The 26,132-nt window shown below is 35.6% G+C and carries 24 protein-coding genes and 1 tRNA gene; 19 read left to right on the top strand and 6 right to left on the bottom strand.

Going from position 1 to position 26,132, the window contains the following annotated elements; genetic code table 11:
• Positions 1-3 precede the first annotated feature (3 nt).
• Positions 4-981 (bottom strand): acyltransferase family protein, encoded by a 978-nt coding sequence (locus FW781_RS10040; RefSeq protein ID WP_149387248.1) that lies wholly within the window; start codon positions 979-981, stop codon positions 4-6.
• 197 nt (positions 982-1,178) lie between these two features.
• Here FW781_RS10040 and FW781_RS10035 point away from each other — a divergent pair, with 197 nt between their 5' ends.
• From FW781_RS10035 to FW781_RS09980, 12 genes are all read left to right on the top strand, one after another.
• The gene (locus FW781_RS10035; protein ID WP_149387247.1) at positions 1,179-1,652 is read left to right on the top strand and encodes a lipocalin-like domain-containing protein; all 474 of its coding nucleotides are present in this window, start codon (positions 1,179-1,181) and stop codon (positions 1,650-1,652) included.
• A 182-nt stretch (positions 1,653-1,834) separates the two neighbouring features.
• Positions 1,835-4,648 carry a leucine--tRNA ligase gene (gene leuS, locus FW781_RS10030; protein WP_149387246.1) on the top strand — a complete coding sequence of 938 codons (2,814 nt, stop codon included), beginning with the start codon at positions 1,835-1,837 and terminating at the stop codon, positions 4,646-4,648.
• A 240-nt stretch (positions 4,649-4,888) separates the two neighbouring features.
• Complete coding sequence (locus tag FW781_RS10025) at positions 4,889-5,752, top strand: MotA/TolQ/ExbB proton channel family protein (protein WP_047373530.1); 864 nt, start codon at positions 4,889-4,891, stop codon at positions 5,750-5,752.
• 61 nt (positions 5,753-5,813) lie between these two features.
• Complete coding sequence (locus FW781_RS10020; protein WP_121489308.1) at positions 5,814-6,422, top strand: ExbD/TolR family protein; 609 nt, start codon at positions 5,814-5,816, stop codon at positions 6,420-6,422.
• An 11-nt stretch (positions 6,423-6,433) separates the two neighbouring features.
• Complete coding sequence (locus FW781_RS10015) at positions 6,434-6,997, top strand: ExbD/TolR family protein (protein WP_149387245.1); 564 nt, start codon at positions 6,434-6,436, stop codon at positions 6,995-6,997.
• A gap of 27 nt (positions 6,998-7,024) precedes the next feature.
• Complete coding sequence (locus FW781_RS10010) at positions 7,025-7,864, top strand: energy transducer TonB (RefSeq protein WP_149387244.1); 840 nt, start codon at positions 7,025-7,027, stop codon at positions 7,862-7,864.
• 75 nt (positions 7,865-7,939) lie between these two features.
• Complete coding sequence (locus FW781_RS10005; RefSeq protein ID WP_172625693.1) at positions 7,940-8,137, top strand: DUF308 domain-containing protein; 198 nt, start codon at positions 7,940-7,942, stop codon at positions 8,135-8,137.
• Positions 8,127-8,999 carry a PstS family phosphate ABC transporter substrate-binding protein gene (locus FW781_RS10000; protein ID WP_149387243.1) on the top strand — a complete coding sequence of 291 codons (873 nt, stop codon included), beginning with the start codon at positions 8,127-8,129 and terminating at the stop codon, positions 8,997-8,999. The genes FW781_RS10005 and FW781_RS10000 overlap by 11 nt, the downstream gene beginning before the upstream one ends.
• A 91-nt stretch (positions 9,000-9,090) precedes the next feature.
• Positions 9,091-10,743 (top strand): tetratricopeptide repeat protein, encoded by a 1,653-nt coding sequence (locus tag FW781_RS09995; protein WP_149387242.1) that lies wholly within the window; start codon positions 9,091-9,093, stop codon positions 10,741-10,743.
• Positions 10,744-10,826: 83 nt separating this feature from the next.
• Complete coding sequence (gene bshB1 / locus FW781_RS09990; protein WP_149387241.1) at positions 10,827-11,546, top strand: bacillithiol biosynthesis deacetylase BshB1; 720 nt, start codon at positions 10,827-10,829, stop codon at positions 11,544-11,546.
• A gap of 35 nt (positions 11,547-11,581) precedes the next feature.
• Positions 11,582-11,657 (top strand) — tRNA-His (locus FW781_RS09985).
• Between the two features lie 256 nt (positions 11,658-11,913).
• Positions 11,914-14,226 carry a VCBS repeat-containing protein gene (locus tag FW781_RS09980; protein ID WP_149387240.1) on the top strand — a complete coding sequence of 771 codons (2,313 nt, stop codon included), beginning with the start codon at positions 11,914-11,916 and terminating at the stop codon, positions 14,224-14,226.
• A 151-nt stretch (positions 14,227-14,377) separates the two neighbouring features.
• Here FW781_RS09980 and FW781_RS09975 read toward each other — a convergent pair whose 3' ends face one another.
• A complete protein-coding gene (locus FW781_RS09975; protein WP_034701927.1) occupies positions 14,378-14,713 on the bottom strand; it encodes a DUF3276 family protein in 336 nt (111 codons plus the stop codon).
• Positions 14,714-14,812: 99 nt separating this feature from the next.
• On the bottom strand, positions 14,813-16,474 hold the full coding sequence (locus FW781_RS09970) for an ABC transporter ATP-binding protein (RefSeq protein ID WP_149387239.1): 1,662 nt from the start codon (positions 16,472-16,474) through the stop codon (positions 14,813-14,815).
• 91 nt (positions 16,475-16,565) lie between these two features.
• Between FW781_RS09970 and FW781_RS09965 the strand changes: the two genes are divergently transcribed.
• The 5 genes from FW781_RS09965 (at position 16,566) to FW781_RS09945 (ending at position 20,538) form a co-directional block, all read left to right on the top strand.
• The gene (locus FW781_RS09965) at positions 16,566-17,471 is read left to right on the top strand and encodes a transcription antitermination protein NusB (protein WP_149387238.1); all 906 of its coding nucleotides are present in this window, start codon (positions 16,566-16,568) and stop codon (positions 17,469-17,471) included.
• Position 17,472: 1 nt separating this feature from the next.
• Positions 17,473-17,979, top strand: a complete 507-nt coding sequence (locus FW781_RS09960; protein WP_149387237.1) for a DUF1573 domain-containing protein — start codon at positions 17,473-17,475, stop codon at positions 17,977-17,979.
• A 10-nt stretch (positions 17,980-17,989) separates the two neighbouring features.
• Positions 17,990-18,352, top strand: coding sequence for a preprotein translocase subunit YajC (yajC, locus tag FW781_RS09955; RefSeq protein ID WP_149387236.1), 363 nt, complete (start codon positions 17,990-17,992; stop codon positions 18,350-18,352).
• A gap of 156 nt (positions 18,353-18,508) precedes the next feature.
• Positions 18,509-19,243, top strand: coding sequence for an SDR family NAD(P)-dependent oxidoreductase (locus FW781_RS09950; RefSeq protein ID WP_149387235.1), 735 nt, complete (start codon positions 18,509-18,511; stop codon positions 19,241-19,243).
• A gap of 449 nt (positions 19,244-19,692) precedes the next feature.
• Positions 19,693-20,538 carry a mechanosensitive ion channel family protein gene (locus tag FW781_RS09945; RefSeq protein WP_149387234.1) on the top strand — a complete coding sequence of 282 codons (846 nt, stop codon included), beginning with the start codon at positions 19,693-19,695 and terminating at the stop codon, positions 20,536-20,538.
• A 55-nt stretch (positions 20,539-20,593) separates the two neighbouring features.
• On the opposite strand, the gene ligD is transcribed toward FW781_RS09945, so the two are convergent.
• From ligD to ku, 3 genes are all read right to left on the bottom strand, one after another.
• Positions 20,594-22,465, bottom strand: a complete 1,872-nt coding sequence (gene ligD, locus FW781_RS09940; RefSeq protein ID WP_149387233.1) for a DNA ligase D — start codon at positions 22,463-22,465, stop codon at positions 20,594-20,596.
• A gap of 71 nt (positions 22,466-22,536) precedes the next feature.
• A complete protein-coding gene (locus FW781_RS09935) occupies positions 22,537-23,142 on the bottom strand; it encodes a DNA polymerase ligase N-terminal domain-containing protein (protein WP_149387232.1) in 606 nt (201 codons plus the stop codon).
• A complete protein-coding gene (gene ku, locus FW781_RS09930) occupies positions 23,142-23,927 on the bottom strand; it encodes a non-homologous end joining protein Ku (protein ID WP_149387231.1) in 786 nt (261 codons plus the stop codon). Before ku ends, FW781_RS09935 begins: the two co-directional genes overlap by 1 nt.
• Positions 23,928-24,071: 144 nt before the next feature.
• Here ku and FW781_RS09925 point away from each other — a divergent pair, with 144 nt between their 5' ends.
• The gene (locus FW781_RS09925; RefSeq protein ID WP_149387230.1) at positions 24,072-24,641 is read left to right on the top strand and encodes a Crp/Fnr family transcriptional regulator; all 570 of its coding nucleotides are present in this window, start codon (positions 24,072-24,074) and stop codon (positions 24,639-24,641) included.
• A 168-nt stretch (positions 24,642-24,809) separates the two neighbouring features.
• Entirely contained in the window at positions 24,810-26,084 is a 1,275-nt protein-coding gene (locus FW781_RS09920) for an adenylosuccinate synthase (RefSeq protein WP_149387229.1), read from the top strand.
• Positions 26,085-26,132: the final 48 nt, after the last annotated feature.

The raw sequence follows: 26,132 nt of genomic DNA, 5'->3' as shown, positions 1-26,132 counted from the left end.
AAATTATAAAAATCTTTTTTCATAAAAATGCCATGAGCTTACCCCTACAGCAATGACCACCAACATGCATACCAGAGCCATTACAAACGGATTGTAATCTTCAAACAATCCTAAAGTCTGGAAAGTTCTGATGATTGGGAAGTGGAAAATGTAAATTCCGTAGGTGAAATCACCATATTTTCCGAAATTATTTAAGAATTTGAATGAATAGGCAATATACATTACGATAACACCGATCATCATTGGGGAAAAAAGCTGAATGTTTAAATATAAATCAATCCACACAGTGGCAAGAGCGATGATGAAAATTATATTTTTATGTTTGATAAACTTATCAAAATTAAAGTAAATCAGCATTCCAGGAATAAAATAGGATAATGTTCCGGGTAGCTGCTTGGCAAGTGAAATTTTATTTAATGATTCAAAATAATTGAGATAAATAAGTGACAGAAAGTATAAAATAATCAAACTTATATTTCTGTATTTGTTCTTCTTTCCGAAAAGCAAAAACAACAAAGGGACAGCGAAATAGTAGCACATTTCTATTTTCAGTGTCCAGAGAGCGCCGTTTACTGCCTGATTTCCAAAAACTCCCGGGAGCCAGGGTGCCTTGAAATTTAAAAATAATGAATTCCAGAATAGGTATTTGTAAACTTGTGTATTGCTGAAATATTCGGTGAAAGAATAGGTACTTACCAAACTTAATAAAATAGCACATAAAAAAATAACCAGTAAGTAAGCGGGAACAATTCTTCTGATTCTCTTTTTTAAATAACTTTTAAGGCTTGAAGACCTTTCATAACTCCTTGCTATAAGAAATCCACTAACTGCAAAGAAGCCGAAAACCGCAATTTCTATAGGGCTGTACTCAAAAATTTTAAGGTCAGGAGAATTACTGAGAGTACCTAGATGTCCGAGAAAGACAATAAAGGCAAGGAGAACGCGTATAAAATCAAAATTGTTTTTCGTAATATCCTGCATTTGTATTTTCTTTCTTGCAAAAATAACTTTTTTAATAAAATGAATAGGCCATGTATTCAATATTTGTTAAATAAAGGGAAAATGAGGTCTGAGTGTTTTAAAATATATACAAATAAAGGTCGATAAAATAATTTTTCATAAAAAATAGTGATATAAATCAAAAAAATTATAATTTTAGCGCTTGAAAAAATTGATCTATGAAGAAATTAGCATTACTATTTGCAGGTTTGTCTTTGTTTGCAGCTACAGGATGTAGTGATGACAATGATACTGTTCTGGAAGCTCCTCTGGTTGGGACATGGCAACCGTTAAAAGAAGTAGTTACCACTGTTGAGGTTGGTGAAGACCCGGTTTCTAACACGATTACTTATACTGACTGTCAGAAGCAGACCAGATGGTTTTTCAGCGCCGATTCCAAAGGAGGGAAAACGAACTGGGGAGATACCGCTACACCTGGCCAGTGTGCTATTCTTTCTGATATAAAATTCAATTATACTTATAATAAGGAAGGAAAAGACGTTCAAATGAAAATTCAGGGGATCGTAGAGCCGCAAAATGCAAAGGTTATTACTTTGGATGATACAACGCTTAATCTTGCTGTGAGAGAGGAAACTCAGGATCCTACTATATTCCAGACAAGAACATATACCTTCAAAAGAATTACTCAATAATAGTATATACTTCAGGATATAAAACAGATCTCATCTCCGGATGGGATTTTTTTGTTGGGGACAGAATTGCAATTCATCATAAATTAAATTTCCATTTACTTTAAAATCATTATTTTTGTGAATCTTGTTAAAAAGAAAAATAATTCAATATTTTAAAGTCTAACATATAACCTATATATAAAGTGTTTTACGATCATCAGCAGATAGAAAAAAAGTGGCAGAAATACTGGGAGGAAAATCAAACCTATAAAACCTCTAATAACACAGATAAACCCAAATTTTACGTACTCGATATGTTTCCGTATCCATCCGGAGCAGGTCTTCACGTAGGTCACCCGCTGGGATATATAGCATCGGATATCTATGCAAGATATAAGAGACATCAGGGGTTTAATGTTCTTCACCCCGTAGGATATGACAGCTTTGGGCTTCCTGCTGAGCAATATGCTATTCAGACAGGACAGCATCCGGCTATTACTACAGAACAAAATATCAACAGATACGAAGAGCAGTTGAGAAAAATCGGTTTTTCATTCGACTGGAGCAGAGAAGTAAGAACTTCAGATGCCTCTTACTATAAATGGACCCAGTGGATCTTTATCCAGCTGTACCACTCCTGGTATAATAAAAATACAGACAAGGCAGAATCTATTGATTCCCTGATTCAACACTTTGAAGAAAAAGGAACAGAAGGGTTAAATGCTAATCAAAACGATGAATTAAATTTCACAGCAGAAGAATGGAAAATGGCTTCCGATCTTGATAAAGAAGATATCCTTTTAAACTATCGTCTTGCTTACAGAGCTGAAACCACTGTGAACTGGTGCCCTGCATTAGGAACAGTATTGGCAAATGATGAAGTGAAAGACGGTAAATCTGAAAGAGGAGGATTTCCCGTATTCCAAAAGAAAATGATGCAGTGGAGTATGAGGATTTCTGCTTACTCTGAAAGATTATTGCAAGGATTAAATACTTTGGACTGGCCACAGCCTTTGAAAGATTCTCAGGAATACTGGATCGGAAAATCTCAGGGAGCTCAGGTTCAGTTTCAGGTAGAAGGTCATGATGAAATCGTTGAAGTATTTACAACAAGACCTGACACTATCTTTGGAGCAACTTTTATGGTATTGGCTCCGGAAAATCCTTTAGTAGAAGCTATTACTACCGATGCTCAAAAAGTAGAAGTAGATACTTATATTGAAGAAACTTCCAAAAAAACAGAAAGAGACAGAATGTCTGACGTGAAAAACGTGAGTGGAGCTTTCACAGGAAGTTATGCAATCAATCCGTTCAGCAACGAAAAAATGCCAATCTATATTTCAGACTATGTGTTGATGGGATATGGAACAGGAGCAGTGATGGCTGTTCCGGCACATGACGAGCGTGACCACAGATTTGCAAAGAAATTCAATCTTGAAATTAAAAAAGTTGTAGAAACTGAAGAAGATATCCAGGAAAAATCTTTTGATTCCAAAGATTCCGTTTGTGTAAATTCTGATTTCTTAAACGGATTGAATTATAATGACGCAAAGTCAAAAATAATTTCAGAGATCGAAACTAAAGGAATCGGTCATGGAACAACGAACTACAGACAGCGTGATGCTATTTTCTCAAGACAGCGTTACTGGGGAGAACCCGTTCCTATATATTATAAGGATGGGATGCCTTACACATTGCCAGCTTCTGCTTTACCATTACAACTTCCTGAAGTTGAAAAATATTTGCCAACAGAAGACGGAGATCCGCCATTAGGAAATGCAAAAGAATTTGCATGGGATGAAGCCAATCAGAAAGTAGTAGCTACAGATCTTGTTGATGATAAAACTATTTTCCCGTTAGAATTATCTACAATGCCGGGTTGGGCAGGAAGTTCATGGTATTTCCTTAGATATATGGATCCGCAAAATGATGGGGAGTTCTGTGCCAAAGATCTTTCAGACTATTGGGGACAGGTAGACTTATATATTGGAGGAAGTGAGCATGCAACAGGACACTTATTATATTCACGTTTCTGGAATATGTTTTTAAAAGACAGAGGATATATCAATCATGATGAGCCATTCCAGAAATTGATCAACCAGGGGATGATCTTGGGGATGAGCGCATTTGTGTACAGAATTGACGGAACCAACCAATATGTATCTAAAAATTTAGCTAAAGATTACCAGACTCAGCAGATCCACGTTGACGTATCCTTATTAAAAGGAACTTCTGACGAATTGGATACTGAAGCTTTCAAAGCCTGGAGACCTGATTATGCTGATGCAGAATTTATCCTGGAAGATGGAAAATACATCACAGACCGTGAAGTAGAAAAAATGTCCAAGTCAAAATACAACGTAGTAAATCCTGACGATATCTGTGAAGAGTACGGAGCTGATGGTTTAAGACTGTATGAAATGTTCTTAGGTCCATTGGAGCAATCCAAACCTTGGAATACTCAGGGATTAAGTGGAGTATATGGCTTCCTCAAAAAATTCTGGAATCTCTATTTCAATGAAGATACATTTGAAGTTTCAGAAGAAGAACCTACAAAAGCGGAATACAAAGTTTTACATACCTTAATAAAGAAGGTAGTATATGATATTGAAAACTTCTCTTTCAATACCTCCGTATCCTCATTTATGATTGCTGTGAACGAGCTTCAGAAAATAAAATGTAACAAGCGCAATATTTTAGAGCCGCTGGCCGTTATCATTTCTCCGTATGCTCCTCACATCTGTGAAGAACTGTGGAGTTTGTTAGGACACGATACATCTATTGAAATTGAAAAATTCCCGGTATTAAATGAAGATTATCTGGTTGAAGACGAAATTCAGTATCCGGTAAGTGTAAATGGTAAAATGAAGTTCAAAATTTCACTTTCAGCTCAATTATCTGCCAAGGAAGTGGAAGATTTGGTGATTTCGAGTGAGAAAATGCAACAAATTTTAGAGGGAAAAACCCCTGAAAAAATCATTGTAGTCCCTCACCGTATTGTGAATATCGTAATTTAAATAAAATTTAACATTGGGAAATTAAAAAAAATGGGTGTCTTATTTTTTTGATTTTTTAACTCAAATGTTAAATTTGGGGAAAATAAATAAAATATTTAAAAATAATTATTATATCGAAATCGTATTAAAATTTCTTTATCAAAAAAAAGCAAAATGTTTAATTAAGACTCTTGCATTTTAATTAATTTTGCCTTTAATTTACACCCTGTAAAATTTTAAAACAATATAATTTAGTTAAATATGGAAATGAATGTTTCAAAAAATGATGAGCAAGTAGTTGCTAGAAAGGCAGGAGGTTTAAATCCAGCTGTTATTATTCCTATTCTATTTATTATAGGAGTATGTATTTATTTATTCGTTCTTGGTAGCCCAGGAAACTTTAAAGATGCAGATAAACTAGGAAGTGGATCTGTAGCCTTTTCAAGTGTTGAAGGAAAAGACATTCACCCAGAATCGTTTTTAGGTATTATCTACAAAGGAGGGGTTATCGTACCAATCTTGATTACTTTCATGATTACTGTAATCGTTTTCTCTTTTGAAAGATATTTCGTTCTTGGTAAAGCTGCTGGAAAAGGAAACTTAGACAACTTCGTTGTACAAGTAAGAAGCTTACTAAACCAAAACAAAATTGACGAAGCTATCGAAGAGTGTGACAGACAACAAGGTTCTGTAGGTAACGTAGTAAAAGAAGGTCTTACTACTTACAAAGCACTTTCTCACGATACTACATTAAATAAGGAGCAGAAAATGGTAGCGCTTAACAAAGCTATCGAAGAAGCTACTACTCTTGAGATGCCAATGCTTGAGAAAAACATGATGATTCTTTCTACTTTAGGTACTGTTGCAACATTAGTAGCACTACTTGGAACGGTAATCGGGATGATCAAGGCATTCTTTGCATTAGGTTCAGGAGGTGGTACTCCGGATGCAGCTGCTCTATCTACAGGTATCTCTGAAGCCTTGATCAACACGGCATTAGGTATTGGTACTTCAGCAATCGCTATTATCCTTTATAACTTCTTTACTTCTAAAATTGACGGATTAACTTACAAGATCGATGAGATCTCTATGAGTATCCAACAATCTTTCGCTGAATTCAATTAAGAATTAGCAAGGTATTTGCATTAGCAATTAAAAGAAGTTTAATTAAAAATATTTTATAATAATGGCGAGAGTCAAACCAAAAAGACATGGAGTAGTTACGGACATGACCGCAATGTGTGACGTTGCGTTCCTACTTCTTACGTTCTTTATCTTGACCACTCAGTTTAAAAAACCTGACGTGGAGCAGATCAAACCGCCATCTTCAATTTCGGAAAAATTGCTTCCTGATGCTAGTTTAATGACTATCAACGCTACTCCGGACGGAAAATTCTATTTCCAGCCAGTAGAAAATGCATCAGAAAGAATTGCTCTTTTGGATAAAATGGGACAGAAGTATGGTATTACTTTTGACAACAACCAAAAAGCAGCTTTCCAGAAAGTTCAGGCAATTGGAGTTCCAATGAACCAGCTTAAAGGTTACTTGGATATGCCTGCAGATGAGCAGAAAAATTATAAGAGTCCTACAGGTATTCCTATGGACAGTACAAATAAACAATTAATTGATTGGGTAAAAGAAAGTTTGAGCGTTAACCCTGACTACAAGTTAGCTATTAAAGGTGACGTTACAACACAATACCCTAAAGTGAAAAGTTTATTTGAGGGTTTAAGAGATATTGATTTTCTTAAATTTTGGTTGATTACATCACAAGAAGGTAAACCTAACGAATAATATCGATAGAAATGGCAGAAGTACAAGTACAAGAAAAAGGCGGCAAGGGCGGCAAGGTCCGTTCCAAGAAGCAGAGTACCAGAGTCGATATGACTCCGATGGTGGACTTGGGTTTTCTATTGATTACCTTCTTTATGTTCACAACTACATTCAGTAAACCGAATGTTATGGATTTGGGTCTTCCGGCTAAACCGAAAGATGAAACAAAAAAACCACCTCCAACAGAAATTAAACTTTCTAACTCGATTTCTATCTTATTAGGAAAAAATAATAGAGTATTTTGGCACCAGCAGGATGCAACGTCCTTGAATGACCAAACTCTTATGGAAACTAGTCTTGATAGAGAAGGAATTAGAAAAGTAATTCAGCAGGCAAAATCTAGAGCTGCAGATCAAACGAAATTTACCGTGATCATTAAGCCAACTGACGATGCTATATATAAGAACTTTGTTGATATTCTTGACGAAATGGCAATTACCAAAAGTGAGCAATACGGTGTTACCGATGTGAAGCCTTGGGAAAAAGCTATTTATGACAAGAAAGTGGGAGGTGCTGCACCGGCTGCTACAAAGTAATTTAACCATAAAATTGTTATATCTAATATGGCAGATGAAAATGTATACGGTCAGAATCTTACATTAGACGAGATTGTATTTGAAAATAGAAACAAGGAATATGGTGCCTACGATATTAGACATCAGTATCCGAGACTTTTAACAAAGTCTTTCATCATCGGAACAGCATTATTCCTTTTGGCAGCTTTGTCTCCGTTCATCTATCTTACGATTAAAAATCTTACAGCTCCGCCTAAGCAAGAAGTAAAGGCAGATCTAGTAGATATTATCGAAGAAGATCCTATTATTGAGCAGCCTAAGGAAGAAGAACCACCGCCACCTCCTCCTCCAAAAGAAGAAGAGAAAATTGAGGTGATTCAGAACGTAGTTCCTGAGCCTGTAAAAGCTCCGAAAATTGAAACTCCACCACCACCAATCTCTAAGCAGTTGGAAACAACAACTGGTTTACAGAATCAGGAGGGGGTAAAGGCTCCGGCTTATACGCCACCGCCACCACCGCCATCTACGGGTACTAAAGCTAGTACTGTAGAGGTAAAAGCAAATAATCCTAACGAGATCTATAAAGATGTTGACCAATCTGCAGAATATCCTGGAGGTATGGGAGCATTAAGAAAGTTCTTGGGAGATAATTTCGATACTTCTTTAATGGAAGGAGGTGAAGGAACGCTTAAAGCTAAGTTGAAGTTCGTTGTAGAAAAAGACGGAACTGTTTCTGCAGTTACTATTGAAGAGAAATCTCCAAATGGCGACTTTAACAGTGAAGCTGTACGTGTAGTTAAGAAACTTAAAAAATGGACTCCTGCGAAGAGAAACGGGGAGAGCGTTAGATCTTACTATAGTGTACCATTTACTATGAACTTTGAATAAGACTTATTTATTCAAAATATAAATAAAAAGAGAAGCATATGCTTCTCTTTTTATTTTTTTTGGTATTTTTGTTACATGATGTTCAATTGGTTATCCCTGGTTACGGGAGTGTTTTATATCGTTTTAGGAATTGTAGTGATTGTCTACAAATTCTTCTTTACTATTTTGGAACCTGCTGTTGCCTATGCACTAGGTGTAGTACTGGTTATCTATGGTATTTTCAGAATTTACAGGGCGATCTCAAGAATTAAAAAATCGAGAAATGAAGAATAGTTTTAAGCTTGCAGTAATTTTTGTTTTAAGCATGGTACTTGCAGGCTGCAAAAAGGAGAAAAATGCTCCTTCTTACCATAAAGGTGATCTTACAATTTTTACTGACGAGTCCTTTCAAAGTGTTACTGAAGCACTAGCTGACGGCTATATGATCAATTACCCTGAAACTCACATCAAAGTAGAAACCAAAAAAGAAGATTTAGGACTTCTGGATCTACTGAAGGGAAGTGCTAAAGTGGTGGTAATGTCCAGGAATCTTACTCCTGAAGAAATAAAAACATACGAAGAAAGAACAGACTTAAAGTTTCTTCCTGCTAAATTTGCTGCAGATGGAGTCGTCTTTGTAGTTCCTAAAGATTCTCCGAAAGAAAGTATTTCAATGGAGGAAATCAACAACGGACTGATGTCTGATAAAAAAGAATTCATCTTTGATGGAACCAACTCAAGTAATCTGAATTTTGTCGCTGAAAAATTAAAAAAACAACCAAAGGACCTTCAATTTTCTATTATTCCGGGAAATCAGAGGATCATAGAGGAATTAGGAAAATATCCCAATAAAATAGGGGTTGTAGGGCTTAATACTTTTAGCCGTCCTTATGATAAAACTTCTGAGAAACTGAGAGAAATGGTTAAAGTTCTCCCTGTTGTAGAAAAAGGAAAATTATACAATGCAGATTTTGAAGGGCTTCGTACAATGGAATATCCATTTACAAGAGTTCTTTATTTTTTAATTAATGAAGGTAATTTTAATATTGCCAACGGATTTATTAGATTTTCATGCACCCATTTAGGCCAAAAAATTGTTCAGAAAGAAGGTCTGCAGCCTTATAATATTTATAAGAGAGAGGTGCAGATGCGTTAAAAAATATTAAATTCACAATTTAGACTTATTAAAAATATGGATTTGGTCTGAAAATTGTGTAGAATATAACTCAATTATTAGAAAATATAAAATGAAAGATATAATGAATATGAATGTAAAGAAGATTGCTTTTGGAGCAGCCGTGGTATTTTTTACCGGTTTTGCCTCTGCACAGACACTGCAGGATGGTATTAACAGTATAGACAGTGATAAATTTGCTCAGGCAAAAACAAATTTCACTGAAATGATCGCTAAAGAGCCTACAGCTGAAAACTACTTCTATTTGGGAAATACTTTCTTAAGACAGGGAGAGCCAGATTACGCTAAAGCAATTGAAAGCTTCAATAAAGGATTAGCTGCTGATTCAAAAAGCTATCTTAACAAAATCGGTTTAGCTGCTGTTAAATTAGGTAAAGGCGATAAAAGTGCCGTAGCTGAAATTCAGAAAGTAGTGACTGATTCAAGAGAAAAGGATGCTGAAGTTATGTTCAGAGCTGCAGAAGCTTTAACTCTATTTGAAAAGAACAGTTCACCTGATCTTGCTATCCAGTTTTTGACTAAAGCGATTGAAAAAGCTGAGAAAAAAGGTGTTCCTGCACATTACTATTATACATTAGGAGATGCTTACAGACTAAAAAGAATGCCGGGAGAGGCTATGTCTGCTTATGATAAAGCGTTACCTACTGCTAAAAATAAAGCTTCCGTTTATACAAGAATGGCAACTTTGTGGATGGCTGCACAACAATGGCAACAAGCTAAGCAGAACATTGATAAAGCAATTGGTGTAGATGCTACTTACGCTCCTGCCTATAAAGCATTAGCTGGTTATGATATCAGATATCAACAGAATGCAAAGGCTACACAAGACCTTATCAACTATACAAAATATGCTGATGAAGATCCGTATACTCAGTTAGAAATTGCAAAACTATACTTCACAAACGAAGATTATGCAAACTCTAAAATGGTATTAGATAAGATTTTTGATAAAATTGAGGATCCTATTAAGTTCAAATTAAGAGCTTACAATGCATACGCAGATAAAAACTATGCAGATGCTAAGCAAAATATGGATACTTTTGTTTCTCAAGCTGAGAAAACAAGAGTACAGCCTGCTGACCAAGGTTTACAAGGTCTTATTGCAGCAGGTCTAGCAAAAGATGAAAAAGATGCTGCTAAAAAATCAGCTTTAATGACGGAATCTCAGCAGAAAGTTGCTATTGCAAAAGCTGCTAAAGATGAAACAATGAAGTGGGATCTTGAACTTGCTAACATCGCAGGTGGTGGAGGTGCTTCTCAGGCAGATGTTGATAAAGGACCTACTAACCCTGCCATTGAAGCATTGAAAAAGCAGGTTGCGGCTAACGCTCAGGATTCTGACGCATTATTCAAGTTGGCAACAGCATATCAAGATGTTAAAAACTGGAATGGGGCAATTCTTACATGGCAAAAAATGTCAGCTCTTCTTCCTGATTGGGCTCCGGCTTATTACAGCCAGGGATATTCTTATCAACAGGCAGGAAACAATGATGCTGCAAAATTAGCTTATGAAAAATTTATCAGCACAGTAAAACCTGCTGATCAGGAAGCCAACAAACAGACTCTTGCTTATGCTTACTTTGCAGTAGCTTATATGAGCAAAGATTCTGATGCTGCAAAAGCAAAAGATTATGTAGCTAAATCTTTACAGTTAGATCCTACTTATCAGGACGCTGTAAAATTAAATGCAGAGATCAATAAGTAATTTAAAATGTAAATTATAGATATTAAAACTTCCCATTCGTAATGTTTGGGAAGTTTTTATTTTTAACCTTATCTTTGAATTATATGAAAATTGATATACTTGCTTTTGGAGCACATCCTGACGATGTAGAACTGGGGTGTGGCGGGACTATTGCTAAAATGGTTTCAGAGGGTAAAAAATGTGTAGTTGTAGACCTTACAAGAGGTGAACTAGGAACAAGAGGTACAGATGAGACAAGAAAGGCTGAGGCGGCAGATGCTGCTAAAATTTTGGGGCTTTCAGCAAGAGAGAATCTTGGAATGAAAGATGGTTTTCTGGTCAACTCTGAAGAATACCAAATGAGAATTGTAAAAATGATTCGCAAATACCGCCCGGAAATCGTATTAGCCAATGCAATTGATGACAGACATCCGGATCATGCAAAAGGAGCGAAATTAGTGTCTGATGCGTGCTTTTTGTCCGGACTGAGAAAAATAGAGACTGTAGAAGAAGGAGAGAACCAGGAGGTGTGGCGACCTAAGCATATTTTTCATTATATTCAGTGGAAAGATATCAAACCGGAGTTCGTTATTGACATTTCAGAATTTCTGGATACAAAAATTGCATCCTGTATGGCCTATAAAACTCAATTTTATGATCCCGCTTCTAAAGAACCAGAAACTCCGATTACCACAAAAGACTTTTATGAGAGCTTAACTTATCGTGCACAGGATTTAGGGCGGTTATCGGGAGTTACTTATGCTGAGGGATTTACGTCTGAGAAATTAATTTCTTTGAAAAATTTTGATGGAATTGTTTGGTAGTTGAGGAAAATGTCCTATATTTGCACTCACAAAACGGTGATTGTAGCTCAGTTGGTTAGAGCGTCGGATTGTGGTTCCGAAGGTCGGGGGTTCGAGACCCCTCATTCACCCAAAGAAAGTACACTTTTTAAAAGTGTACTTTTTTTATTTTATACCTGTTTCAATAATAATAGGTACTACTTTTTTCACATTCTTTCTAAAGGCTTTTTCCATCTCACGCTTATAATTTGTATGTTAGTGGGCAAAAATGGTTCTCTTTAAGTTCCTAAAAATAAATTCATGGTTTGGTGATTGAAACTTTTATATTTGTTTAGCCAAAATCAAGGGAATAATTTTCTTTAAATTATTTCAAATCAAAACTCTTAACATGAAAAAAATCTTTACAGTCTTCACCCTGTTATTTGTACTAAAATCTTATGCTCAATCCTACTATAAAAGCATGTTTGACAGCATGGGGTATGATGTACACCTTGGTTATTCTGAAAGTGGAAATCAACTTGATTTTTCATGGGCAGCATCTGCTCATATGGAAGCATTGGTATTGATGTATGAAACAACGCATGATCCTAAATATGCTAATACTTTAATACAATGTATGGGTAATGTTATTGATAGAAGAGATGATCTTAGAGATCAGTTGCAGCCACCACAAGCTGGTGTAAGTAATATATCCGATTACCGAGGAGTTTCTGGTGCTGCATGGTCAACCGATCATTATAATACAACCCCAGGTGATGGAAAAACTTATGCTCATGTGGTGCATAGTGCTAATATCACTTATCCAATGGCCAAGTTCGCAGCTATTATTAAAAATGATAGCACAATTCAAAATATTTTGTATCAATCAGGAGGACGTTATCATAATATGACTTTTATCACCATTGCTGATGACCTTATACAAAGAGTAATAGAAACCATTGATTATCATAAAGATCAATGGTATACAGAATCTGGGAATATAGGTTATTATAAAGAACGAAATGATAATCCACCAATAAATTATGGTGGGGCTATTTTACCTTTTAATATGCAAAGCGCAATGGGCAGAGTATTGGTACAGATGTACAGGGCTACTTGGCAAAAAAAATATTTTGACCAGGCTCTTGCTCTTGCTAATTTTATAAAAGCAAATACATTTCTTGATACTAACCTTGGTGCATATACTTGGGAATATTGGAAAAATTCTATATATATAACAGATGATATTTCCCATGCCGGCTTGACTGTAAGCTTTCCTTATGAATGTTATAAATATAATATCTCAAATAATGGAATTTCTATTTATACAAACTCGGATATGGTAGCCTATGCCAAAACTTTAACAAAAAATATATACCAATCTCCATTATTTGTTAATGGTGCAGTAAGTGATAATCAAAAAAATTGGAATGTTAAGACTGACGTTAAAAACGGAGTAGCAGATTATGGTAGTTATATTGCTTATAGATGGTTGATTTTATCAGAATATAGTCCGGAAATATATCAGCTAATAGCTGATTTATATGCGGCTGAAAATTACTATACTAAAATACCGATCGATAATTTGTCTTATTACTCTTCTCTGACAATTGCACTTTTAGCAGCCCATGAAAAGTTAATAGTGCCTACCAACACAAATCATGAATGGGGAAGTGGTTCTGATTGGAGAGGGGTTGCCAATGGACGCTTTTATGGAACTGATAAAGATGAATTTGCTGTAATCAGAAATTTTGATGGTATGATAAGTATTATGAAACCCCAGGGGAGGACATTTTATAAGTTTCCCAACAGTAAAGTTTATGGAAATTCATATGATTGGAGAGGAATAGCTGCTGGTGATTTTTTTGGTGATACTAAAAGTGAGATGGTAGCATTAAGTAATCATGCTAATAGTGCTGATAATGGTATTTACATTTTAAAAATTGAAAATAATAATATTGTTGAAAGTGATAAAATCATAGGTTGGGGAATGGGTTCTGATTGGGCAGGAGTAACTGCCGGAAACTTTATTAGTGGAGGAAAAGATGATTTTATTGTAGCCAGAAACTATAATACAGAAGTAATTGTATATAAATTTAATGGAACTACTGCCCAGTCGGTTTATATTAATGCTCTTAATCTACCCGCAGATTCTAAAATTGCAGCAGTAGCGTCAGGCAATCTGGATAATGATGATAAAGATGAGATCGTATTACTTGTCAATTCATCGAATACAGCATATAACGGAATACATGTTTATGATATAGATGATAATGGAATAATGACAAAGATCGCTGAACATACATTATGGGGAGCTGCTTCAGAATGGAGAGGATTAGCCGTTGGAAATCTTGATGGTAATGGAGCTGATGAAATTATTGCTCACAGTAATTTTGACGGAGATTATAAACTATTTAAATTAAACGGAAACACCTTATCAAGTAATATTTCTGAAAAGTTTCCTATCCTGCAAACCCAAAATAATGTAATGTGTTTTGGAAACTTTGATCCAAACTCACAAAACGATGAACTGGTTACCCTTAGAAAAGATGGAGGTATTGTCATGTTTTCTGCTGCAAAAGTTATCAATAGTAATCCTAATCCTAGCCCTAGTAAAATGACGGATCCTTGCCAGAATGAGATTCCGAGTGAATTATTCAGTTTTATGAAATCTTCATCTTTCAGTAAGCAGGAATCGAAAGAAATAGTATCGGTAAAGTAAGAAAATCAGTAGTTAATAAGTTATTAATAGAGCGGGCTTTTAGCCCGTTTTTTTTGTATAAATAACCCAATATAATTGCGGATGAATTGTCTGATTTTAGGCTATAAAAAAAGCATCTTTTTCAGATGCTTGTGTTTTTAGATATTCTTTTTTAAACTTCGTCGTCAGAATCAATTGTGAATGATTTGCTTTTGAAGTCTTTATCATGTTTTTCTGAAATTACATCCTCACCCTTTTCATTAATGATGAAATCTGTGGACTCATTAAACATCTCCTGAAAACTCTTAAAATCTTCCTTATAAAGGTAAATTTTATGCTTCTCGAATGTAGCTTCCCCATTCTCTCCGAAATTTTTCTTACTCTCAGTAATTGTAAGATAATAATCTCCTGCTTTCGTCTCACGCACATCAAAGAAATAAGTTCTTCTCCCTGCTTTTAACACCTTCGTGAAAATCTCATTTTCATGGCGTTCCTTGTATTCACTCATTGTTAGATATTTTTTAATCTTGTTAAGAACAAATATAAAAGAATTCTTTTAATCACAAAATTTTTTTTATGATTTATTTAACAATTGAGAACGAAACGGCTAAGCAGTTACAGAATTGGCAATTTCAGTAAGGTTGATAATTTGATCAGCTTTTTGAGCGCTAGACTCTCTGTGTGTGATGATTATGGAAGTAGCATTACTTATTTTTTTATCGATATTTTCCAGAATATTCTGCTCCGTTTCGGTGTCTAAAGCCGACAATGAATCATCAAAAATGATGATATTCGGGTCTTTAATCAAGGCTCTTGCAATACAAATTCTCTGCTTTTGTCCCCCCGAAAGCATTACCCCGCGTTCACCTACAAGTGTTTTATATTGCTCTTTAAACTCTACAATATTTTTGTGAACATCAGCAATATTTGAATATTCTACCACTTTCTCATGAGAAGGATGATCAATGGCAAAACCTATATTGTTTTCTATAGAATCTGAGAATAAATAGCTCTCCTGAGGAATATATCCAATAAAATTTCTGTAGTTAGTAAGATTATGATCTTTCAGGTTTTTACCATCAATCAGAATCTCTCCCTCGCTGGGATCTATCAACCTGCATAAAAGTAAGGCAATTGTTGATTTTCCGCTTCCGGTTTTACCCATGATGGCCAAAGATTCTCCGGCTTTAACTTTAAAGCTTAGGTTATCCAGGGCTTTAATTCCTGTATTCGGATATACATAAGAAACATTCCTGAATTCTATATCACCTTTAATAGGATAGCTTTCAAAATTGGTATTAATGATTTCCGATTTCTTATCCATGAATTCATTGATTCTTTGCATGGATGCTTCAGCTCTCTGGTTTACAGAAGTTACCCATCCAACCATGGAGAATGGGAAAATCAGCGTGTTGATATACATGAAGAAATCTGCAATCTTACCGATACTTAATTCTCCGGCAATATATTTGGTTCCTCCAATCCAAATGATAGCCACATTCAGCAGCCCGATTACAAAGAGAATAATAGTAAAAAAATACGCTTCTGTTTTTGCCAGATCCAATGCTTTATTCTGATAATCTGTTACCTTTATTCCGTAGTTTTTTTCAATGTATTTTTCTCTGGCGAAAAATTTTACTACACGGATTCCTGAAAAACTGTCCTGAACAAAAGTTGAAATTGCGGACTGGCTTTTCTGCATAATTTTCGACTTCTTATTAATGATTGAGCTTACCTTATAGATTGCAAAAGATAAAATCGGAAGCGGTAGTAAAGTCCACATCGTCATGGAAGCATCCGTTTTTACCATATAAATGGCTGTAATCAGTACAAGGACGATAAGGTTGGCTACATACATCACTCCGGGACCAAGATACATTCTTACAGCAACCACATCTTCACTCAATCTGTTCATTAAGTCTCCGATGGTGGTCTGTTTATAATCTGTTAATGATAAGTCCTGATAATGTCTGTAAATTTTATTTTTAAGCTCGTATTCTATCCTCCTGGAAGCCACAATGATGGTCTGCCTCATCATAAACGTGAAGAATCCGGTTAAAAGAGAACATCCAACAATGATTCCAACATAGATCAAAACCTGATGGTTGAAGCCAAGATTCCCGTTTTTTGTAAGCTCATCTACAGATTTTCCTACAAACTGAACCTTATATATATTAAAGAAATTACTGGCAATGATAAATAGTACCCCCCAAAACAGCAGTATTTTGTGTTTCCAAAAATAGGGGTTTAAGGTTTTTAGCGCTTTCATATAGTTTGACAAAATTACAAAAATGTCATCACACTACGAATTTCATCAATTTTAAATTTTGTATCTTTGCACCCATAAAAAAGCTCTTTGAATGTTAGGAAGACGACAAATCCGTGAAAAAGTAGTACAGACAGTGTATTCATACTACCAAAACCCTGTAAAATTTGATGTTTTAGAGAAAAACATGTTTGCCGGGATAGAGAAAATCTATTATCTATACATCTATCAGCTCAATTTTTTGGTGGGTCTGAAAGATTTGGCAGAGAACCAGATCGAAATTGGTAAGAATAAATTTCTTAAAACTGATGCTGATATTAATCCTAACCAAAAATTCATCAATAACCAAGTATTGCTTAAACTGGAAGAAAATCCTGAAAGATTATTTTTTACAGGCCAGCATAAGCAGTTGAAATGGGATATGCATGATGACCTATTGGTAAAAACTTTCCAAAGAATCACTGCCGGAAAGCGTTACCAGGATTTCATGAAAGAAGATGGATATTCTTTTGAAGAAGATCAGAAGTTTATCGGAAAATTATTTTTAAGATATATCGCTGAAAATGAAGATTTTCATGATTATCTGGGAGATAAAGAACTTTCATGGTATGATGATATTCACATTGCCAACTCCATGGTACAAAAAACAATCGGTTTTCTGAGAGAAGATGAAGAAAGCAGAACTTTAATTAAAATGATTAAAGATGAAGAAGATAAGACTTTCGCTGCAAAATTGTTGAGAGATACTCTGAACAACTGGGAAAACAATGAAAAGAAACTGGGAGAAAGATTGGAGAACTGGGATCTGGAAAGAGTTTCTTTAATGGATAAAGTCATTTTGTCTACAGCGATTGCAGAACTTGATAATTTTGCTTTCACACCTTCAAGAGTTATTATTAATGAATATATTGAAATTGCAAAAGTATTTGCTACTGACCGTTCCAATATCTTCATCAATGGTATTTTAGATAAATATTGTAAAGATCAAAATAGAATATAAAATGAAAAAGACGTTATCAATTATCGCCTTGTCTATTATAGGCTTTGGGTTAGTTTCATGTAAAAAAGAAAACAAAGAAGCTCAAAGTACTGAAACTGCAACTACTGATTCTGCAGCTGTTGCGGCTCCGGTAACCACTGATTCTGCAGCAGCACCTGTAACTGGTGAAGCAGCGGCTCCGGTTTCTAACGAACCATCTACTTCTGTTGCTCTATCTGAAAACAGCTTCGATTTTGGGAAAATCAAAAAAGGAGATAAAGTAGAACACGTGTATGAAATTACCAATACCGGAAAAAATCCTTTAATCATTTCTGAAGTGAAGCCAGGATGCGGATGTACTGCTCCTGATTTTACAAAAGAACCGATTATGCCAGGTAAAAAAGGAAAAGTGACATTACACTTTGATTCTTCAAGCTTTGACGGAAACGTTCAGAAATATGCAGATGTTTTTGCAAACGTAGAAAAAGCTCCAATCAGATTAACATTCACAGCAAACATTCAACCATAATATTTAAAATATGTTGACACTATTTTTACAGGCAGCAGGTGGATCTTCACCTATGATGCTGATCATGATGGGGGTGATGTTTGTAGGATTTTATTTCCTGATGATCAGACCTCAGATGAGAAAACAAAAACAGGAGAAAAACTTTCAGGAAAACCTTAAAGTAGGAACAAGAGTAGTTCTTACCTCAGGTCTTCACGGAAGAATTGCTCAGGTTCAGGATGATGGTTTTGTTATTGAAACATTATCCGGAAAACTGAAATTTGAAAAAGCGGCAGTTTCCAGAGAAATGACAGAATCCCGTTTTGGAGATAAAACAAAATCTGCAGATAAAGCGGATGACAAAAAAGAAACAGCAACTGAAGAAAAAAAATAATTCAGTCTGAAAATATTTTAGCTGCGGCGGGTGAACGAAGTTCACCCGCCGCAATTTTTTTATACGACTTACTGAACAGAGTAAAATATAATGAAGAGGATTAAGCAGATTTTGTATTCATTTGGGATTAGTGTTTAATAAAATTATCTTTGTCCTATGAATCAAAACACAAACAAAACGGTTCTTATTCTGGGAGCTAATTCAGATGTAGCAAAACAATGTATAAAGCAATATGTTGAAAAAGGATTTACAGTGATTGCTGCTTCCAGAAATACAACATCTTTGGATGATTTTATTCATTCAAATCATCTGGACTCTTCAAAAGTTTCTGTTTTGTTTTTTGATGCAGCAGATTTTGATTCACATCAGGAATTTTACTCTGATCTTCCCACAAAACCTCATATTGTAGTATATGCTGCAGGTTTTTTAGTTGACAATCAAAAGGCATTGGCTGATTTCAAAGGTGCCAGGCAAATGATGGAAGTCAATTATATGGGGGGAGTCTCTATCCTGAGCATTATTGCAATGGATGAGAGTAATAAAAACCTTGAAAGGATCATCGGTCTTTCTTCATTGTCCGGAGTAAGAGGAAGAAAAAGTAATTTCGTCTACGGAAGTACAAAGGCTGCATTTACTCAGTTTTTGGCCGGATTGAGGCAGGAGTTGACTTCCCGAAAAGTCACTGTAAATGCTTTGGTGATTGGGTATATCAGAACAAAGATCAATGAAGGATTAGAATTGAACGAATCCCTGATCATGGAACCTGATTATGTGGCAAAATATATTGTCAATGCAGGAAGTTCTTTTACCATTGTTCCGAATTTTAAATGGAAAATTATTTATTATATCCTGAAATTACTTCCGGAAGGACTTGTTGCGAAACTGCCTTAATGCTGTAGTTGAGAATGTTTTTGAACAAAATCCTTGAAAGTATCATAGCAGATCATTCAAAACCTGATGCTGAAGAAAATGTTTCTCCTGTGATATGCAAAGAAAATTGCTGACGTTGTTCTTTCTCTGTTTTTCATTAAAAGTAAATAATTAATCAATAAAAGTTTTATAGAAGATTAATTTTCCTTAATAATTCGACTTCGGTATCGTTTTTGTAATTCTATGACCGAAAAATTATTTCTTCCTGCAAGATTCAATTTCTGAATGATTATTGAGTAAGCTGAAACAATCTGTTCTGCTGTCAATCTATTTTAATCTATAATATCATTTCCTTTCACTTTTGAAGTGTAAGGTAAATTTCTTTTTAGATAAATGCTATTCAATTTCATTTTTAAATCCTGCAGAACTTATTATCTCATCAATATAAATAGTAAACATATAGATATAAAATGGACGATTTAGAATTGAACAAGATTCAACAACACTGGGACACGTTAATTTCTTCAGCGATTTCATGGGCACCGAGAGTTTTTACTGCAGTTATTTCTGCATTATTAATTTATCTAATCGGCTCTTGGATGATCAGAATGATTAAAAAGCTGGTTGAAAAAGCTTTTATAAAACGTAATATGGAAGCTTCTCTGCGACATTTTCTGTTGAATATTATTAACTGGGGTCTTAATATTCTGTTGTTTATTGTTGTTGTAACTCAATTGGGAGTGCAGACCTCTGCATTTGTGGCTATGATTGGTGCAGCAGGTTTAGCGGTAGGTTTGGCTTTACAGGGATCCCTGACGAATTTTGCAGGGGGAATCTTAATTTTATTATTAAAACCTTTTAAAATTGGCGACTTTATTTCTACCAATTCAGGAGTTTCAGGGACGGTACAGGCAATAGATATTTTCCATACAAAACTGGTTACATCACAAAACCAGTTGATCGTTATTCCTAATGGTGTAGTTTCAAATAACAGTATTACCAATTTTACCCAGCTGGGAACAAGAAGAACAGCATTGGATATCGGAGTTGCATATGATGCAGATCTTAAGCAGACCAAAGAGCTTTTAACGAACGTTATCAAAAATAATCAGTATGCTCTTGCAACCCCTGTTCCGCAGGTAGTGGTTACAGAACTGGGAGAAAGCGCTGTGAATTTGTCAGTAAGGGTAAGCACTTCTATAGAAAATTACTGGGCTATGAACGAAGAACTGATCATCGGTTGTAAAGAAGCTCTCGATAAAGCAGGAATTGGAATTCCTTTTCCACAACGGGATATTCACGTTTATAATCAATAATTAGATTTAATTTTTTTAAGAAACTCCTGCATTTACAATGATGTAGGAGTTTTTTTTAATCAATATTTTGCAGCAATTCCAAAGCCTTCATCATATCAATTCCCTTACCCAAAACTGGTTTGAACAAATCTCCTTTCTCTTTGATCCTTTCCAGAGCATTATTAATATTAAAATCAGTAGGTTTCAATCCGGGTTTTAATTCATTCCAATCCAAAGGCATAGAAACTGAAGCACCTTGTTTAGGCCTCAGGCTGTATGCACTTGCCAGGGTTTGTCCCGTCCTGTTTTGAAGATAATCGAGATAGATTTTTTTGTTATCCCTTTTTTGAAGACTCCGTTCTAAAGTAGTGATCTTAGGAAGTCTGTCATTGACTTGCTTCATAAGAATATGGGCAAAGTCTTTTACCTGGTCGAAATCATAATGAGCTCCCATGGTAATATAAATATGAATTCCTGTACTTCCGGAAGTTTTGCAGTAGCCTTTTATTTTAATTGTTTTTAAAACCTCATTCACCTGGAGTGCTGTTTCAATCACCTCATCAAATGTATTTTTGGAAGATGGATCAAGGTCTAAAACCAGATAATCAGGATGCTCAAGATCCGGCAAAGAACTGTTCCAGGGGTTCAGGTCTATACAGCCTAAATTATTCAGATAGGCTAGAGTTGCTTTGTCATTGCAATAAATATAGTCGATGTATTTATCATTGGATTCAGAATAGACTTGTGTGGTTTTTATCCAGTCTGGGATATGATCTCCAGCATCTTTCTGATAAAAGCTCTGTTCTTCAATTCCATTCGGAAAGCGGTTAAGGGAAAGCGGACGGTTTTTTAAATGAGGCAGAATATAAGCAGCTACTGATTGATAATAATCAATGACATCTCCTTTAGTAATACCGTCTTTGGGGAAATAAATTTTATCCTGATTCGTCAGTTTTACCATATGTTTGTCCAAAGTGATCTCTTTTTCTGTCTCAGAAACTTCAGTTTTTTTTGATGATGCTTTCGTTTTCATTTCTTTAGATTTTTCGGTGAAGGATGAATCTTTGATCTCTTTAAGGTCTTTGTCTTCTCGTAACCCTATAAAAACAGGATGTCTGAAGATTCCATCCCGTGTAATTTCAGAATATTTTATTTCACAAATCAGTTCAGGCTTTGTCCATGTTACCGGCATATTGGTCTTTGGAATAGTTTCGAATGGCGATGATTTTACAACCAGCTTCTGAAGTTTCTGGTAAAGTTCTTTTAAAGAAGCATTATTGAAACCTGTTCCCGTATGTCCGCAGTAAGTAAGCTTTCCATTCAAATATTTTCCTAATATCAGAGCACCGAAACTTTTTCGTGAACCTCTGGGTTCTGTGAAACCACAGATAATAACCTCTTCCGTATTGGAAAATTTGATTTTAAGCCAGTCACTGGTTCTGTGATTTTCTATATATAGGCTTTCTGCCCGTTTTGCAATCATGCCTTCCAATTGCATTTTTTTCATCTGTGAAAAAAATTCAATACCCTTTTCCGGAATGTGATCACAATATTTAATACGATCAGTTTCTGTCAGAGCCTCTTTTAAAAGTTCCTTTCGCTGAATAAGGGGAAGGTCTTCGGTAGAATGACCATTCAGCCATAGAAGGTCAAAAACATGATAGACAAGAGCAGAATCGGGATTGTCTCCAATCTGCTGCAAAAACTGAAAATTAGGTTTCCCTTGTTCGTCATACGCAACAACTTCACCATCCAGAATCATGTGGTGTTTCTGTTTTTCGAATTCCAGTGCTATTTTTTCAAATTTGGATAAAAAGGAAATTCCGTTTCGTGAATAGAAGAGAGGAGTGTCATGGCTTAAGTCGGTAATGGCTCTATAGCCGTCCCATTTTATTTCAAAAATCCAATCTTTATCATTGAAGGCTTCTTCGGAAAGCTTAGCCAGCATGGGTTTTATGAAAGACTTTAATTTTTTTTCGTTCGTTAAAGAATTAAAACTTCTGAACGGCTTCTCAGAAGTTATGATTTCTTTTTTTCTTTTATTTTTAGACTTTTTTTTTCCTCTAAAAATTGGGTGACCAAAGATTTGGGTGAAGTGTTTTCTTCAGCATCATAAGGGCTTTCGGCAAATTCATCCTTGTGTTTGATGAGCAGCCATGCATTATCCTCTGTGTTTTTCATTTTAACCAAGGCAAATTCGCCTTTCAGTTTCTTACCATGTAAAATGAATTTTAAAGAACCGGCATGCAATTCTTTCAGCAGCTCTTTTTCATCAGAAAGTTTGGTGTTTTCTTCCAAAGGTTCATAAGTCCCACTGTCCCAAACTTCCACTTGTCCGGCACCATAATTTCCTTCAGGGATATTCCCTTCAAAATCTTTATAATCGTAGGGATGATCTTCCACCATCATGGCCAGACGTTTATCTTTTGGGTCTAAAGAAGGACCTTTCGGAACAGCCCAGCTTTTCAGTACACCTTCCATTTCAAGCCGGAAATCATAATGAAGTCTGGATGCAGCGTGTCTCTGAATCACAAAAATCAGTTTATCTTTGCTTTTTTTGGTTTTTCCTTTAGGTTCGCTGGTTTCATCGAACTTTCGTTTTTCATTATAATCTTTGAGAGCCATTACGATGCAGATTTGGATTTAGAGGTATTCAGACTGGCTTTTAACTGTGCCATGAGGTCAATCACTTTACCTTCTTTTGCAGGCTGTGCTTTTTTAGCTTTTATATTTTTGCCTTTTGCTTTCTGCTTGATGATTTTCATCAATTCATCAGAATAGGTGTCTTTGTACATCGCAGGATCAAATTGCTGGGAAAGCTGCTCAATAAGGTTAACCGCCATTTTAAGTTCTGCCGGTTTCGGAGCTTTTTGAGCGGGAATTTTTAAATCTTTATAATCCCTTATTTCCTGATCAAACCTTAAACGATTGAGAACGAGGATGTCATCTTTGTACGGACGGATCATTCCAATAGCTTCTGTTTCACGGAGCACAAACGTTCCAATTCCTACCATAGCCGTTTTTTCAAGAGCTTTCATTAAAAGCCTGTAGGCATTTTCCCCATTTTTCTGAGGTTCCAGATAATAAGGATTTTCAAAATACACACTGTCTACTTCCGCTTCCTTTACAAACTGGTCAATAGAGAGAATTTTTGACTTTTCGGGGCTTGCCGCTTCGTAATCTTCCTCATCGAGAACGATATATTTGTCGTCCATGAGATAACCTTTGACGATATTTTCCCATTTTACTTCTTTTCCTGTATTTTCATTGACTCTTTTGAAACGGATATTGGAAAAATCAGATTTGTCGAGCATATCGAGATCCAGTTTTGTGGTTTCCGTTGCCGAATAAATTTTAACAGGAATGTTGACTAAACCGAAGCCAATGGCACCATTCCAAATTGCTTTCATTGTCTTACGTTTTTAAAAATCAAGCAATTAACATGCCGTTGGAGGCCTGTGTGGTACCTTTAACCGGCTTTTTGTCAAATGACAATTGTTTTTAGCTCCGACTTTTATACCTTTATATTTCCGTAATCCGTGGTTACAAAAAATATGGAAGAGCTTTTTAATTATATCAAAAAATTCGGGACACTGAATCCTAAGGATGAGCTTTTGATTGCTGAAGGAATTCAGGAAATTACTGTAAAGAAAGGAGATCCTTTTATAGAAGCAGGAAAGGTGAGCCAAAGAATTGCTTTTGTAAAGGAAGGTGTTTTCCGGTCTTTATATTATAATAAACAGGGAGATGATTTTACCCGGTATTTTATCTATGAAGGAAGGTTTATCGGAGATTTTCAGGGATTTACGGATCAGCTGCCTGCTCACGAAGATATTGAAGCGATTACCGACGCTGTATTGCTGGTGATAGATCGTAAGCATTTTCAAATACTGGAAGAGAAAATAACAGTCTGGCCCATATTATTTGCGAGAATCCATGCTTTTGTTGTGGAGAATAAACTGAAGGTAGCGAGTATCATGCTGAATCAGGATGCAAAATCACGTTATATTCACTTTTTAAATCATTATCCCGGGCTTGCCAACAGAGTACCGCAATCTATGCTGGCATCTTATCTTGGTGTGACACCTTCATCATTGAGCCGGATCAGAAGAAATATAGTCTAAAATTATAATGATAATTGATATTGTGAGTGGAGAATAATAGAGTTGGAGAGTTTATACTAACTTCTAACATCTAGCTTCTAATTTCGCATCCAATCTCTTTTTGCCAAATGACAATGGCCTTTCTTGCTGACTGTCATAGCTTTGCTTCATAAAAATTAAAGTACAAATATGGATATTGTATTAGGATTACAATGGGGAGATGAAGGTAAAGGGAAGTTTATTGATCTTATCAGTGAAAATTATAACATTACAGCACGTTTTAACGGTGGTTCTAATGCTGGGCACAGCATTGAAAGAAACGGGCGCAGAATAACGCTTAAAATGATTCCTTCGGGGATCTTTATGAAAGGGGTACAGAATGTGATCGGGACGGGAACTGTTCTGGATCCTGTAAGTTTTAAAAAAGAAATTACAAATCTTCAGACATTTGATAACACTGTTCAGCCTGAAAACAATGTGATTATTTCTCTTAAAGCTCACTTTGTACTGCCTACTCATAAACTTCTGGATGTTTTTATGGAAGAAAGTTCTGATTACATAACCATCGGGACCACCAAAAACGGGATTGCACAGGCGTATTCAAATAAAATTTTACGACAGAATGTAAGAGTAGGAGATATGTATGCTCCGGACTTTAGAAGCAGAGTACAGCATATTGTAGAAAGAGATTATAAAATGCTGACCGCAGGAGGAATGGAGCTTCCTTCTTTGGAGGAAATCAGCAATGAGTTTTTTGAAGCGGTAGAGTTTCTGAAGAGATTCAGATGTACTGAAACAGAAATATATTTAAATAATGCTCTTGCAGAAGGAAAAACAATATTGGCAGAAGGATCTCAGGCTGCTATGCTTGACATTGACCACGGAACTTATCCTTATGTTACTTCTTCTTCCACCACAGCTTCAGGAGCGAGCAGTGGGCTGGGTGTTTCACCGAAAAATATCGGTGAGGTATTTGGGATTGCTAAAGCTTACTGTACAAGAGTAGGAAACGGAGTTTTTCCAACAGAACTGTTTGATGAATTGGGTGAAGAGATCAGAACAAAAGGAAATGAGTTTGGCTCCAATACAGGACGTCCGAGAAGAACAGGCTGGCTGGATTTACCTGCTTTAAAATATGCTGTAATGATTAATGGAGTAACTCAGCTGGTTCTAACTAAAGCAGATGTTTTAAGCGGATTGAAATCTGTAGCAGTCTGTACTCATTATGAACTGGAAAATGGAGAGATAGTATCTGTTTCAGGTTTACTTCCGGAAAATGGAAAGCCAATACTGAAATGGATGAATGGTTGGAATGCTGATTTTTCTACGATGAAGAGTCCTTCAGAATTACCCAAAGAAGTTATTGAGTTTCTGTCATTCTTAGAAGCAGAATTGAGAATTCCGGTGGCCTATCTTTCAACCGGGCCGGGAAGAAATGAAATGTTAAAATTGACCGGCAAATAATTATATCTTATAAACAGAAAGAGGTTAGGAAATGTATTTCCTAACCTC

This window comes from Chryseobacterium panacisoli, assembly GCF_008274625.1.
In the GTDB taxonomy this organism is placed as follows: domain Bacteria; phylum Bacteroidota; class Bacteroidia; order Flavobacteriales; family Weeksellaceae; genus Chryseobacterium; species Chryseobacterium panacisoli.
The sequence above is the reverse complement of the archived record's forward strand: the minus strand, read 5'-3'. Positions and strand labels throughout refer to the sequence as shown.

Bases quoted from the DNA above. Each gene is read 5' to 3' on its own strand.
- FW781_RS10040 (WP_149387248.1), bottom strand. From the start codon at position 981: ATGCAGGATATTACGAAAAACAATTTTGATTTTATACGCGTTCTCCTT.
- FW781_RS10035 (WP_149387247.1), top strand. From the start codon at position 1,179: ATGAAGAAATTAGCATTACTATTTGCAGGTTTGTCTTTGTTTGCAGCT.
- FW781_RS10025 (WP_047373530.1), top strand. From the start codon at position 4,889: ATGGAAATGAATGTTTCAAAAAATGATGAGCAAGTAGTTGCTAGAAAG.
- FW781_RS10020 (WP_121489308.1), top strand. From the start codon at position 5,814: ATGGCGAGAGTCAAACCAAAAAGACATGGAGTAGTTACGGACATGACC.
- FW781_RS10015 (WP_149387245.1), top strand. From the start codon at position 6,434: ATGGCAGAAGTACAAGTACAAGAAAAAGGCGGCAAGGGCGGCAAGGTC.
- FW781_RS10010 (WP_149387244.1), top strand. From the start codon at position 7,025: ATGGCAGATGAAAATGTATACGGTCAGAATCTTACATTAGACGAGATT.
- FW781_RS10005 (WP_172625693.1), top strand. From the start codon at position 7,940: ATGATGTTCAATTGGTTATCCCTGGTTACGGGAGTGTTTTATATCGTT.
- FW781_RS10000 (WP_149387243.1), top strand. From the start codon at position 8,127: ATGAAGAATAGTTTTAAGCTTGCAGTAATTTTTGTTTTAAGCATGGTA.
- FW781_RS09995 (WP_149387242.1), top strand. From the start codon at position 9,091: ATGAAAGATATAATGAATATGAATGTAAAGAAGATTGCTTTTGGAGCA.
- bshB1 (WP_149387241.1), top strand. From the start codon at position 10,827: ATGAAAATTGATATACTTGCTTTTGGAGCACATCCTGACGATGTAGAA.
- FW781_RS09980 (WP_149387240.1), top strand. From the start codon at position 11,914: ATGAAAAAAATCTTTACAGTCTTCACCCTGTTATTTGTACTAAAATCT.
- FW781_RS09975 (WP_034701927.1), bottom strand. From the start codon at position 14,713: ATGAGTGAATACAAGGAACGCCATGAAAATGAGATTTTCACGAAGGTG.
- FW781_RS09970 (WP_149387239.1), bottom strand. From the start codon at position 16,474: ATGAAAGCGCTAAAAACCTTAAACCCCTATTTTTGGAAACACAAAATA.
- FW781_RS09965 (WP_149387238.1), top strand. From the start codon at position 16,566: ATGTTAGGAAGACGACAAATCCGTGAAAAAGTAGTACAGACAGTGTAT.
- FW781_RS09960 (WP_149387237.1), top strand. From the start codon at position 17,473: ATGAAAAAGACGTTATCAATTATCGCCTTGTCTATTATAGGCTTTGGG.
- yajC (WP_149387236.1), top strand. From the start codon at position 17,990: ATGTTGACACTATTTTTACAGGCAGCAGGTGGATCTTCACCTATGATG.
- FW781_RS09950 (WP_149387235.1), top strand. From the start codon at position 18,509: ATGAATCAAAACACAAACAAAACGGTTCTTATTCTGGGAGCTAATTCA.
- FW781_RS09945 (WP_149387234.1), top strand. From the start codon at position 19,693: ATGGACGATTTAGAATTGAACAAGATTCAACAACACTGGGACACGTTA.
- ligD (WP_149387233.1), bottom strand. From the start codon at position 22,465: ATGCTGGCTAAGCTTTCCGAAGAAGCCTTCAATGATAAAGATTGGATT.
- FW781_RS09935 (WP_149387232.1), bottom strand. From the start codon at position 23,142: ATGGCTCTCAAAGATTATAATGAAAAACGAAAGTTCGATGAAACCAGC.
- ku (WP_149387231.1), bottom strand. From the start codon at position 23,927: ATGAAAGCAATTTGGAATGGTGCCATTGGCTTCGGTTTAGTCAACATT.
- FW781_RS09925 (WP_149387230.1), top strand. From the start codon at position 24,072: ATGGAAGAGCTTTTTAATTATATCAAAAAATTCGGGACACTGAATCCT.
- FW781_RS09920 (WP_149387229.1), top strand. From the start codon at position 24,810: ATGGATATTGTATTAGGATTACAATGGGGAGATGAAGGTAAAGGGAAG.